Annotated in this window: 10 protein-coding genes; all 10 read left to right on the plus strand. The window is 64.4% G+C overall.

The window, feature by feature from the left end; all coding sequences use genetic code 11:
• Positions 1–2 precede the first annotated feature (2 nt).
• On the plus strand, positions 3–1,445 hold the full coding sequence (locus LU688_RS24085; RefSeq protein ID WP_038706859.1) for a sigma-54-dependent transcriptional regulator: 1,443 nt from the start codon (positions 3–5) through the stop codon (positions 1,443–1,445).
• A gap of 759 nt (positions 1,446–2,204) precedes the next feature.
• Positions 2,205–3,599 (plus strand): polynucleotide adenylyltransferase PcnB, encoded by a 1,395-nt coding sequence (locus LU688_RS24090; RefSeq protein ID WP_094012257.1) that lies wholly within the window; start codon positions 2,205–2,207, stop codon positions 3,597–3,599.
• Positions 3,600–3,601: 2 nt separating this feature from the next.
• Complete coding sequence (folK, locus tag LU688_RS24095) at positions 3,602–4,081, plus strand: 2-amino-4-hydroxy-6-hydroxymethyldihydropteridine diphosphokinase (RefSeq protein ID WP_023632696.1); 480 nt, start codon at positions 3,602–3,604, stop codon at positions 4,079–4,081.
• Positions 4,082–4,331: 250 nt separating this feature from the next.
• Complete coding sequence (panB, locus tag LU688_RS24100; protein ID WP_094012256.1) at positions 4,332–5,132, plus strand: 3-methyl-2-oxobutanoate hydroxymethyltransferase; 801 nt, start codon at positions 4,332–4,334, stop codon at positions 5,130–5,132.
• Positions 5,129–5,992 (plus strand): pantoate--beta-alanine ligase, encoded by an 864-nt coding sequence (gene panC, locus LU688_RS24105; protein ID WP_038706861.1) that lies wholly within the window; start codon positions 5,129–5,131, stop codon positions 5,990–5,992. Before panB ends, panC begins: the two co-directional genes overlap by 4 nt.
• Positions 5,993–6,182: 190 nt before the next feature.
• Positions 6,183–7,847 carry a glucose-6-phosphate isomerase gene (pgi, locus tag LU688_RS24110; protein WP_038706862.1) on the plus strand — a complete coding sequence of 555 codons (1,665 nt, stop codon included), beginning with the start codon at positions 6,183–6,185 and terminating at the stop codon, positions 7,845–7,847.
• Between the two features lie 156 nt (positions 7,848–8,003).
• Positions 8,004–9,938, plus strand: a complete 1,935-nt coding sequence (acs, locus tag LU688_RS24115; RefSeq protein ID WP_160290825.1) for an acetate--CoA ligase — start codon at positions 8,004–8,006, stop codon at positions 9,936–9,938.
• 81 nt (positions 9,939–10,019) lie between these two features.
• Positions 10,020–10,322 (plus strand): ArsR/SmtB family transcription factor, encoded by a 303-nt coding sequence (locus LU688_RS24120; protein ID WP_023631021.1) that lies wholly within the window; start codon positions 10,020–10,022, stop codon positions 10,320–10,322.
• A gap of 183 nt (positions 10,323–10,505) precedes the next feature.
• Complete coding sequence (locus tag LU688_RS24125; RefSeq protein ID WP_160290824.1) at positions 10,506–11,489, plus strand: zinc-dependent alcohol dehydrogenase family protein; 984 nt, start codon at positions 10,506–10,508, stop codon at positions 11,487–11,489.
• A gap of 35 nt (positions 11,490–11,524) precedes the next feature.
• Positions 11,525–11,878, plus strand: coding sequence for an antibiotic biosynthesis monooxygenase family protein (locus LU688_RS24130; RefSeq protein ID WP_160290823.1), 354 nt, complete (start codon positions 11,525–11,527; stop codon positions 11,876–11,878).
• The last annotated feature ends 21 nt before the right edge of the window (positions 11,879–11,899 follow it).

Below are 11,899 nucleotides of genomic sequence, written 5' to 3' on the forward strand. Positions count from 1 at the left end.
CAATGCCGCATATTCTGATCGTCGAAGACGAAACCATCATCCGTTCGGCCCTGCGTCGCCTGCTCGAGCGGAACCAGTACCAGGTCAGCGAAGCCGGCTCGGTGCAGGAAGCCCAGGAACGCTTCAGCATTGCCACCTTCGACCTGATCGTCAGTGACCTGCGCCTGCCGGGTGCCCCGGGTACCGAGCTGATCAAGCTCGGCCAGGGCACGCCGGTACTGATCATGACCAGCTACGCCAGCCTGCGCTCGGCGGTGGACTCGATGAAAATGGGCGCGGTGGACTACATCGCCAAGCCCTTCGACCACGACGAGATGCTCCAGGCCGTGGCGCGTATCCTGCGCGACCGGGTGAACGCCCCGGCCTCGGCGCCGGCCGGCGAGCCCCGGGCCGCCAATGGCAAGGCCAGCGCGGAGAAGACCAGCCCCGCCGCCGCCAATGGCGAGATCGGCATCATTGGCTCCTGCCCGCCGATGCAGGACATGTTCGTGAAGATTCGCAAGGTCGCGCCAACCGACTCCAATGTTCTGATTCAGGGCGAATCCGGCACCGGCAAAGAGCTGGTCGCCCGCGCCCTGCACAACCTCTCGCGCCGGGCGAAGGCACCGATGATCTCGGTGAACTGCGCGGCGATCCCGGAAACCCTCATCGAGTCGGAACTGTTCGGCCACGAGAAGGGCGCTTTCACCGGCGCCAGCGCGGGCCGGGCGGGGCTAGTCGAAGCCGCCGATGGTGGCACCCTGTTCCTCGACGAGATCGGCGAGCTGCCACTGGAAGCCCAGGCCCGCCTGCTGCGCGTATTGCAGGAAGGCGAGATCCGCCGGGTAGGCTCGGTACAATCGCAGAAGGTCGACGTGCGCCTGATCGCGGCCACCCACCGCGACCTGAAGAACCTGGCAAAGGCCGGGCAGTTCCGTGAAGACCTTTACTACCGCCTGCATGTGATCGCCCTGAAATTGCCGGCCCTGCGCGAGCGTGGCAGCGACGTCAACGAGATCGCCAATGCCTTCCTTGCCCGCCAGAGCGCACGGATCGGCCGCGACGACCTGCATTTCTCCCACGATGCCGAACAAGCCATTCGCCACTACAGCTGGCCGGGCAACGTGCGCGAACTGGAAAACGCGGTGGAGCGCGCTGTGATTCTCAGCGAAAGCGCGGAAATTTCCGCCGACCTGCTGGGCATCGACATCGAGCTGAGCGACCTGGAAGACGACGACATGCTGGACAACCTGCCGGCGCTGGCCAGCAGCAACAGCGCCAGCCATGAGCCGACCGAGGACCTGTCGCTGGAGGATTACTTCCAGCACTTCGTGCTCGAGCACCAGGACCACATGACCGAAACCGAACTGGCCCGCAAGCTGGGCGTCAGCCGCAAATGTCTGTGGGAACGCCGCCAGCGCCTGGGCATCCCGCGGCGCAAGAGCAACGCCACCAGCGACAACTGATTCTGTGTAATCCGATCGCGGGGCAAGCCCGCTTCCACGCCAGTCTTGCCTGGTCCGTGGGAGCCGGGCTTGCCCCGCTGTTGTTTGGGGTAACACATCAGTTACCGCAAAAATCTGTTACCTACCCTGGCGGGCGTAACATCCCCCGAGGCGTAAGGTAACGAAATTTCTACATTTGCCCCGCGGCAAAAGCTGCCTGGAACGCTGAAAGCCCCGATTTCATTGGATCTTCAAAAGTTGGCACGGCACCTGCTATATCTCTGGCACAAGAACAATAACAAGCACTGCAACTCAGAATAAGAACAAGACGAAACGGCTCACGCACAATAAAAACAAGACGGCGGAGGCGCAGCTAACTGATTCTTTTGGAGAGGCGTTGTGTTTGGGGCTTGTCCCACGATCAGGCAGAGAACAACAAAAACTGCACTCAAAAGCAGCACCTGAACTGATTGGATCGACAGATCAGCATCAACTCGGCGACCAAAGCAATCCGTTTGCTCTTTACCCCCGGTTTGGGGGTCGTCCACAAGCTTCAAGATTTGTGGACAGGGCACTCAACAAAAACAAGAAGCCCAGCAGAAGAACAATAAGAGCACGCAACGACTTGATGGGGAGCTTCGGCTCCCCATGTCGTTTCTCCCCTTCGCATCACCCTTGCCACACCGCCTACACCATTCCCCCAGTAAATGCTAGAATCCCCGCCCATCATGCGGCCATTCTCCTATCCTTGGCCGATCATTCCTTCAAACAGTGCATCCCATGCTGAAGAAGCTGTTCCAGTCGTTCCGCCCGCCCGTTCGTGGCCAGCACCACAGGCGTACCACGCCTGAAGTGATCAACAAGAGCCAGCACTCGCTGCAGCGCAGCCAGTTCAGCCGCCATGCCGTGAGCATCGTCGAGCGCCTGCAGGCGGCCGGCTATCAGGCCTACCTGGTCGGTGGCTGCGTGCGCGACCTGCTGCTGGGCATCACGCCCAAGGACTTCGACGTCGCCACCAGCGCCACCCCCGAGCAGGTCCGCGCGGAGTTCCGCAACGCCCGTATCATCGGCCGGCGCTTCAAGCTGGTCCACGTGCATTTCGGCCGTGACATCATCGAGGTCGCCACCTTCCGTGCGCCCCACTCCGATGAAGACCAGTCCGATAGCCACCGTTCGTCGCACAATGCCAGCGGTCGCATCTTGCGCGACAACGTGTACGGCACGTTGGAAGAAGACGCGCAACGCCGCGACTTCACCATCAACGCCCTGTACTACGACCCGGTCAGCGAGCGCATCCTCGACTACGCCAACGGTGTCCACGACATCCGTAACCGGCTGCTGCGCCTGATCGGCGATCCGACCCACCGTTACCAGGAAGATCCGGTACGCATGCTGCGCGCCGTGCGCTTCGCCGCCAAGCTGGACTTCGGCATCGAGAAGCACACCGTGCAGCCGATCCGCGAGCTGGCGCCGATGCTGCGCGACATCCCACCCGCGCGCCTGTTCGAGGAAAGCCTCAAGCTGTTCCTCAACGGCCAGGGGGCGATCACCTTCGAGATGCTGGTCGACCTGCAATTGTTCGAGCCGTTGTTCCCGGCCAGCAGCCATGCCTTGGAAGAACGCCCGAGCTACACCCACAGCTTGATCAGCCAGGCATTGGCCAACACCGACCTGCGCGTCAAGCAGGGCAAGCCGGTGACGCCCGCCTTCCTGTTCGCCGCGCTGCTCTGGCCTGCCCTGCCAAGCCGCGTACTGTACCTGCAGAGCCAGGGCGTGCCGCCGATTCCGGCCATGAACGGCGCGGCCCACGACCTGATCGCCGAACAGTGCGCACGCATCGCCATCCCCAAGCGCTTCACCCTGCCGATCCGCGAGATCTGGGACATGCAGGAGCGCCTGCCACGGCGCAGCGGCAAGCGCGCCGACATGCTGCTGGACAACCCGCGTTTCCGCGCCGGCTACGACTTCCTGCTGCTGCGTGAAAGCGCCGGCGAGGAAACCGATGGGCTGGGCCAATGGTGGACCGACTACCAGGATGCCAACGACAGCCAGCGCCGCGACATGATCCGCGAGCTGGGCAACCGTGACGACGCCGCTGGCGCGGGTGCCGGCCCACGCAAGCGCAAGCGCAGTGGCGGCAAGCGCAAGCGTGACGACGAGCAGGCCTGGGACTGAGCATGACCACCCGTGCGTACATCGGCCTGGGCAGCAACCTGGATGAGCCCGCCGAGCAGCTGCGCAGCGCCCTGCAGGCGCTGGACCTGATCGCCGAGACCCGCCTGGCGGCGGCCTCGGCGCTCTACACCAGCGATTCGCTGCTGCCGGGCCAGCCACGCTACACCAACGCCGTGGCGGCCATCGACACGGCACTGGCACCGCTGGACCTGCTGGACGCCCTGCAGGCCATCGAGAACGACCAGGGCCGCGTACGCAAGGAACGCTGGGGCCCACGCACCCTCGACCTGGACATGCTGCTGTTCGGCGACCAGGTCATCGACGTACCACGCCTGAAAGTCCCGCACTACCATATGCAGGCCCGTCCCTTCGTGCTCTACCCGCTCGCCGAGCTGGTTCCCGAAAGCTTCTGCCTTGCCGACGGCCGCCCCCTCGCGCAATTGCTCGAGGGCTGCCCGTTCGTCGGCCTGGAACGCCTGTAAATCGGGCGTTTCAGACGGCGGTAACGCCAGTAACACCCACGCCGTAACAATGCGGTAACACGGCTGGTTGACTTCCCCCACCTCGCTCACGACTATAGGCGTCCCGCGGCGCCACTGTGCCGCTATCACCCATTTAGGCTCGGACGGATCTGTGCCCGAACATCACGACCGATGATGTGCCGCTCCGGAAGATGAATACACGCGTTGTACGCAGTTGTTGTTCACAGCGCCTGAACGAGGACTCCCCTACATGCCTGAAGTAACCCTGACTACCCTGCACGGCCTGAAGGCCAAGGGTGAAAAAATCACCATGCTGACCTGCTATGACGCGACCTTCGCCAAGGCAGCCAGCCAGGCCGGCGTGGAGGTGCTGCTGGTGGGCGACTCCCTGGGCATGGTCCTGCAGGGCCATGACAGCACCTTGCCCGTCACCAATCGCGACATGGCCTACCACACCGCCTGCGTCAAGCGCGGCAACGAGGGGTCGCTGATCCTCGCCGACCTGCCGTTCATGGCCCATGCCACCCCCGAGCAAGCCTTCGCCAACGCCGCCGAACTGATGCGTGCCGGCGCCCACATGCTCAAGATCGAAGGCGCCGCCTGGCTGGGCGAAACCATCCGCCTGCTGGCCGAACGCGGCGTGCCGGTGTGCGCGCACATGGGCCTGACCCCGCAGACGGTCAACGTGCTGGGCGGCTACAAGGTCCAGGGTCGCCAGGAAGCCCAGGCGCGTCAGATGCGCGCCGACGCCATCGCCCTGGAACAGTCCGGCGCGGCCATGCTGCTGCTCGAGTGTGTGCCCAGCGAGCTGGCCGCAGAAATCTCCCAGGCCGTGAGCATTCCGGTGATCGGCATCGGTGCCGGCAGCGCCACCGATGGCCAGGTGCTGGTGTTGCACGACATGCTCGGGCTGTCGTTGAGCGGCCGCGTGCCGAAGTTCGTGAAGAACTTCATGGTCGGCCAACCGGACATCCAGAGTGCCCTGGCCGCCTATGTCCGCGCGGTCAAGGACGTCAGCTTCCCCGGCAGCGAACATGGGTTCAGCGCATGAATACCGTCAAGACCGTCCGTGAGCTGCGCGCCGCCGTGGCCCGCGCCCGTGGCGAGGGCAAGCGCATCGCCTTCGTGCCGACCATGGGCAACCTGCACAGCGGCCACGCCGCCCTGGTGACCAAGGCCGCACAGCGCGCCGACTTCGTGGTCGCCAGCATCTTCGTCAACCCGTTGCAGTTCGGCGCCGGCGAAGACCTGGACAAGTATCCACGCACCCTCGCCGCCGACCAGGAGAAACTGCTCCAGGCCGGCTGCCACCTGCTGTTCGCCCCTACCGTCGAGGAGATGTACCCCGACGGCATGACCGTGCAGACCCGCGTCAGCGTGCCGCAACTGTCCGAAGGGCTGTGCGGCGCCAGCCGTCCTGGCCACTTCGAGGGCGTGGCGACCGTGGTCAGCAAGCTGTTCAACATGGTCCAGCCAGACCTGGCCGTGTTCGGCGAGAAGGATTTCCAGCAACTGGCGGTGATCCGCGCCATGGTCCGCGACCTGAACATGCCGATCCAGATCATCGGCGAGCCGACCGTGCGCGCCGAGGATGGCCTGGCGCTGTCCTCGCGCAATGGCTACCTGACGCCGGAGCAGCGTGCCGCCGCGCCGGCGCTGTACCGTGTGCTGGGCGGCATGGTCGAGGCCTTGCGCCGTGGCCAGCGCGACTACGCGGCGCTGATCGCCGAGGGCCAGGCGCAACTCGAAGCCGCCGGGTTCCGTAAGGATTACCTGGAAGTGCGCCACGCCGTCACCCTGCGCCCGGCGCAGGTCGATGACCGTGACCTGGTGGTGATCGCCGCAGCTTACCTGGGTAACACTCGGCTGATCGACAATCTTTATCTGCACCTGGAAGAGCAGACCGCCTGAGCTCGACGCGTGGGAGCGGCTCAACGCCGCCCCACGCGTACCTTGGGTATCAGGCCGGTGACAATTTTTAATCCGCGCCGCCCGCCTCCCCCCATTCCCGCCTTGGCGCCAATGCCTATAATGTCCAGCTTGCAACCGGCAATGACTGCCGCTGTCCAAGCCTGACCATGCAACAAGGAAACCACCCGCAATGGCGTATTACCGTACCCCCCACGATGTGACGGCGCTGCCCGCCTGGCAGGCGCTCCAGCAACACCGCGACGCCATGCAGGGCTTCAGCATGCGCGAAGCCTTCGCCGCCGACGGCAAGCGCTTCGACCAATTCTCCTTGAGCAGCTGCGGCCTGTTTCTCGACTACTCGAAGAACCTGATCACCGAGCAGACCCGAGACCTGCTGGTCAACCTGGCCAAGGAAGTCGACCTGGAAGCAGCCATCAAGTCGATGTTCAGCGGCGAGATCATCAACGCCTCCGAAGGCCGCCCGGTGCTGCACACCGCCCTGCGCCGCCCGGTCGGCGACAAGCTCAGCGTGAACGGCGTCAACGTGATGCCCGAAGTGCACAAGGTGCTCAACCAGATCACCGAACTGGTCGGGCGCATCCACGATGGCCTGTGGCGCGGCTACAGCGAGAAGCCGATCACCGACGTGGTCAACATCGGCATCGGCGGCTCGTTCCTGGGCCCGGAGCTGGTCTCCGAGGCTCTGCTGCCCTACGCCCAGCGCGGCGTGCGCTGCCACTACCTGGCGAACATCGACGGCAGCGAGTTCCATGAACTGTCGGCCAACCTGCGCGCCGAGACCACCCTGTTCATCGTGTCGTCGAAGTCGTTCAACACCCTCGAGACCCTGAAGAACGCCATGGCCGCGCGTACCTGGTACCTGGCCCAGGGCGGCTCGGAAGCCGAGCTGTACCGCCACTTCATCGCCGTGTCGAGCAACAAGGCTGCGGCCGTGGCCTTCGGCATCCGCGAAGAGAACATCTTCCCGATGTGGGACTGGGTGGGCGGGCGTTACTCGCTGTGGTCGGCCATCGGCCTGCCGATCGCCCTGGCCATCGGCACCGCCAACTTCAAGGAGCTGCTGTCCGGCGCCTACACCATGGACCAGCACTTCCAGACCGCGCCGTTCGAGAAGAACATGCCGGTGCTGCTGGCCTTGCTGGGCGTATGGTACGGCAACTTCTGGGGCGCCCGCAGCCACGCGATCCTGCCGTACGACCACTACCTGCGCAACATCACCAAGCACCTGCAGCAGCTGGACATGGAGTCCAACGGCAAGAGCGTGCTGACCGATGGCACGCCGGTGCAGACCGAAACCGGCCCGGTAATCTGGGGCGGCGTCGGCTGCAACGGCCAACACGCCTACCACCAACTGCTGCACCAGGGCACCCAGCTGATCCCGGCCGACTTCATCGTGCCGGTGGTGAGCTTCAACCCGGTGGCCGACCATCATCAGTGGCTGTACGCCAACTGCCTGTCGCAGAGCCAGGCACTGATGCTCGGCAAGACCCGCGAGGAAGCCGAGGCCGAACTGCGCGCCAAGGGCCTGAACCAGGACGACATCGCCAAGCTGGCGCCGCACAAGGTGATCCCAGGCAACCGCCCTAGCAACACCCTGGTGGTCGAGCGCATCAGCCCGCGCCGCCTTGGCGCGCTGGTGGCAATGTACGAGCACAAGGTGTTCGTGCAGAGCGTGGTCTGGGGCATCAACGCCTTCGACCAGTGGGGCGTGGAGCTGGGCAAGGAACTGGGCAAGGGCGTGTACCAGCGCCTGGTCGGGGCCCAGGAAGACAGCGCCGAGGATGGCTCGACCCAAGGACTGATCAACTACTTCCGCGGCCGTCACCGCGGCTGATCGCCCTGTAGCCGTCAATCGCGGGGCAAATCGCATCGGTGCGCCGATGCGGCTTGCCCCGCGATGCTTTCGGCCCGGGAACACCCCCACCTTCTACACTGTCCATCGAATAGCCGTTGCAGTCCCTCGCCCCTAACAAGAGCAGGACCACCCGCCATGTTCGATATCCGCGACTATCCCGAGGCACTGGCCGTCAGCCAGGCCGCCACACTCTCCGACGACGACTACCGCCGCCTCTATCGCCAGTCGGTGGACGACCCCGACACCTTCTGGACCGAGCAGGCCAAGCGCCTGGACTGGATCAAGCCCTGGTCGAGCGTGCAGCAATGCGACCTGAAGACCGGCACGGCGCGCTGGTTCGATGGCGCCCAGCTGAATGTCAGCCAGAACTGTATCGATCGCCACCTGGCCACGCGCGGCGAACAGACCGCGCTGCTCTGGGAGGGCGACGCCCCCAAGGACAGCAAGGCCATCAGCTACCGCGAGCTGCACCGCCAGGTGTGCCGGCTGGCCAATGCCCTGAAAGCCCGGGGTGTGAACAAAGGCGACCGGGTGTGCATCTACATGCCGATGATCCCCGAGGCCGCCTATGCGATGCTCGCCTGCACCCGCATCGGCGCCATTCACTCGGTGGTGTTTGGCGGCTTCTCCCCCGATGCCCTGCGCGACCGTATCCTCGACGCCGATTGCCGCACCGTGATCACTGCCGACGAAGGGGTGCGCGGCGGCAAGCGCATACCGCTCAAGCAGAATGTCGACAAGGCGCTGGCCAGCTGCCCGGCCGTCAGCAGTGTGCTCGTGGTCAAGCGCACCGGCGGCGACGTCAGCTGGAGCGAAGGCCGTGACCTTTGGTACCACGAGGCAACGGCAAAGGCCGGTGACGACTGCCCGCCCGAACCGATGAACGCCGAGGACCCGCTGTTCATCCTCTACACCTCCGGCAGCACCGGCAAACCCAAGGGCGTGCTGCACAGCACCGCCGGCTACCTGCTGCAGGCCACGATGACCTTCAGAGTGGTATTCGATTACCGCGACGGCGAAGTGTTCTGGTGCACCGCCGACGTCGGCTGGGTCACCGGCCACAGCTATATCGTCTATGGTCCGCTGGCCAACGGCGCGATCTCGCTGATGTTCGAAGGCGTGCCCAACTACCCCGACACCTCGCGTTTCTGGGAGGTGGTGGACAAGCATAAGGTGAACATCTTCTACACCGCGCCCACCGCGTTGCGGGCCCTGATGCGTGAAGGCTCCGGCCCGCTGCAGGGCACCTCGCGCCAGAGCCTGCGCCTGCTCGGCAGCGTCGGCGAGCCGATCAACCCGGAGGCCTGGGAATGGTACTTCGAGGCGGTCGGGCAGAAACGCTGCCCCATCGTCGACACCTGGTGGCAGACCGAGACCGGCGGCATCATGCTCACGCCCCTTCCCGGCACACAAAGGCTCAAGCCCGGTTGCGCCACCCAACCGATGTTCGGCGTGCAGCCTGTGCTGCTGGATGAAAAGGGCAAGCTCATCGAGGGGCCAGGCGCCGGCCTGCTGGCGATCAGGGCCAGCTGGCCCGGGCAGATCCGCAGCGTCTACGGCGATCACCAGCGCATGGTCGACACCTACTTCAAGCCCATGCCCGGCTATTACTTCACCGGCGACGGCGCCCGCCGCGACGCCGATGGCGACTACTGGATCACCGGGCGCATCGACGACGTACTCAACGTCTCCGGCCACCGCATCGGCACCGCCGAGGTGGAGAGCGCGCTGGTGCTGCACGACAGCGTCGCCGAAGCCGCGGTGGTCGGTTATCCCCATGACCTCAAGGGCCAGGGCGTCTATGCCTTCGTCACCCCCATGAACGGTATAGAACCGGATGATGCGCTCAAGGCCGAACTGCTGGCCCTGGTCAGCAAGGAAATCGGCAGCTTCGCCAAGCCCGAGCTGATCCAGTGGGCGCCCGCCCTGCCCAAGACCCGCTCGGGCAAGATCATGCGGCGCATCCTGCGCAAGATCGCCTGCAACGAGCTGGACAACCTGGGGGATACATCCACCCTCGCCGACCCCAGCGTGGTCCAGGGCCTGATCGACAAACGTCTCAACCAGTAGAACCCTTGGGGCGGCCGCCACCGCCGCCCCGATCATCCTTTACCGCATTGACATATCGGTAAATCCCGATATTATCGCGCCATGGAACTGCTCGACATATTCAAGGCACTCTCGAACCGTACCCGTCTCGAGATCCTCAAAGGCCTGAAAGACCCGGTGAAACACTTTCCTCCCCAGGACGAAGGTGACGTTCATACCGTGGGCGTCTGTGTGAGCAGCATCCAGGAAGGCGTCGGGCTGTCGCAGTCGACGGTGTCCGACTACCTGGCCACCCTGCAGCGTGCAGGCCTGGTCGAAGTCCGGCGAATTGGCCAGTGGACCTATTACAAGCGTAACGAAGCAGCCATCAGCGCGCTCGCCGAGCTGATCGGGAGTGAGTTGTAGGTTTTACTTTTATATCTATACATCGACTTTTCCCGATATCCCGTTTTAGCGAACCCTTTTATCTCACCCAAGGAGGCAACAACTGCGGCACCTGGCAGGTGCCAAGGCATAGAACAGCAACTTAACTCTACTTGATATATCGATATTTCCCGATATCCCTTTTTATCGAAGCGAGGAAACACCATGAAAGCGTTGATACTGGATTCCTTTGGCGGCCCGCACGCATTCGCCTATCGCGATGTCGCCAAACCGGTGCCGCAGGCCGGACAGGTGCTGGTCCGGGTGCATGCCACCTCCATCAACCCCCTGGATTACCAGGTTCGGCGTGGCGACTACCCCGACCTGGTGCCCCTCCCGGCCATTACCGGGCACGACGTTTCCGGCGTCGTCGAAGCCGTCGGGCCGGGTGTGACCGCGTTCAGGCCGGGCGACGAGGTGTGGTACACGCCGCAGATCTTCGACGGGGCGGGCAGCTATGCCGAGTACCACGTCGCCGCCGAAGACATCATCGGCCTGAAGCCGCCTTCGCTGAGCCACCTGGAGGCAGCCAGCCTGAGCCTGGTCGGCGGCACGGCCTGGGAGGCCCTGGTAGTGCGTGCGGCGCTCAGGGTGGGCGAGCGCATCCTGATTCACGGCGGCGCAGGTGGTGTCGGCCACGTGGCGATCCAGCTGGCCAAGGCCATGGGCGCAAGGGTGTTCACCACCGTGCGCGAGGCCAATGCCGAATTCGTGCGGCAAATGGGCGCGGACGTGGTCATCGACTATGAGCATCAGGATTATGTCGATGTCGTCCAGCGGGAAACCGGGGGCCAAGGCGTCGACGTGGTCTTCGACACCATCGGTGGCGATACCCTGGCACGCAGCCCGGACGTCCTGGCGCAACTGGGGCGCGTGGTGTCGATCGTGGACATCGCGCAACCGCAGAACCTGATCCAGGCCTGGGGCCGCAACGCGAGTTACCACTTCGTCTTCACCCGGCAGCACCGCGGCAAGCTCGACGAGTTGAGCGCGCTGGTCGAACGCGGGCAACTGAAGCCACACGTGGGCGCCGTCTACTCCCTCGCTGAGGTTCCCCTCGCCCATGCCCGGCTGCAAAGCGCCAACAATGGCCTGCAAGGGAAGATCGCCATTGCGGTCGCGCCCATGGCCGATCCCGCCAGCGCTTGAAGCACCTGCCACCCTTTTCGACTTCAAGGACCGCCATGATCTACGAAATTGCCCTGCTTCCCATTCGTCCGACCCACGTCGATACCTTCACGCACGCATTCGCCGAGGTCGCCCCGTTGCTCAGCCGAGCCAAGGGTCACGTCAGCCATATGCTCACGCAAGGGATCGAGAGCCCTCATCAGTTCAACCTGATCGTGCAATGGCAGACACTCGAGGACCACACGCCGGGTTTCGAGGCCAGTGAAGACCATGAGGTCTTCATGGCCCACCTGACACCATATTTTTCCGAGGAGCCCACGGTTTATCATGTACAGGGCGGCGCGTTCGAAACGCACGCGCCCACCAGCCCGGGCGGTGCCCGACTGGACGACAATCGCCCAACCCCATAGACGGCCGCCATGGCGGCCAGC

The organism is Pseudomonas soli (assembly GCF_021283165.2).
GTDB classification, from domain to species: domain Bacteria; phylum Pseudomonadota; class Gammaproteobacteria; order Pseudomonadales; family Pseudomonadaceae; genus Aquipseudomonas; species Aquipseudomonas soli.

Bases quoted from the DNA above. Each gene is read 5' to 3' on its own strand.
- LU688_RS24085 (WP_038706859.1), top strand. From the start codon at position 3: ATGCCGCATATTCTGATCGTCGAAGACGAAACCATCATCCGTTCGGCC.
- LU688_RS24090 (WP_094012257.1), top strand. From the start codon at position 2,205: ATGCTGAAGAAGCTGTTCCAGTCGTTCCGCCCGCCCGTTCGTGGCCAG.
- folK (WP_023632696.1), top strand. From the start codon at position 3,602: ATGACCACCCGTGCGTACATCGGCCTGGGCAGCAACCTGGATGAGCCC.
- panB (WP_094012256.1), top strand. From the start codon at position 4,332: ATGCCTGAAGTAACCCTGACTACCCTGCACGGCCTGAAGGCCAAGGGT.
- panC (WP_038706861.1), top strand. From the start codon at position 5,129: ATGAATACCGTCAAGACCGTCCGTGAGCTGCGCGCCGCCGTGGCCCGC.
- pgi (WP_038706862.1), top strand. From the start codon at position 6,183: ATGGCGTATTACCGTACCCCCCACGATGTGACGGCGCTGCCCGCCTGG.
- acs (WP_160290825.1), top strand. From the start codon at position 8,004: ATGTTCGATATCCGCGACTATCCCGAGGCACTGGCCGTCAGCCAGGCC.
- LU688_RS24120 (WP_023631021.1), top strand. From the start codon at position 10,020: ATGGAACTGCTCGACATATTCAAGGCACTCTCGAACCGTACCCGTCTC.
- LU688_RS24125 (WP_160290824.1), top strand. From the start codon at position 10,506: ATGAAAGCGTTGATACTGGATTCCTTTGGCGGCCCGCACGCATTCGCC.
- LU688_RS24130 (WP_160290823.1), top strand. From the start codon at position 11,525: ATGATCTACGAAATTGCCCTGCTTCCCATTCGTCCGACCCACGTCGAT.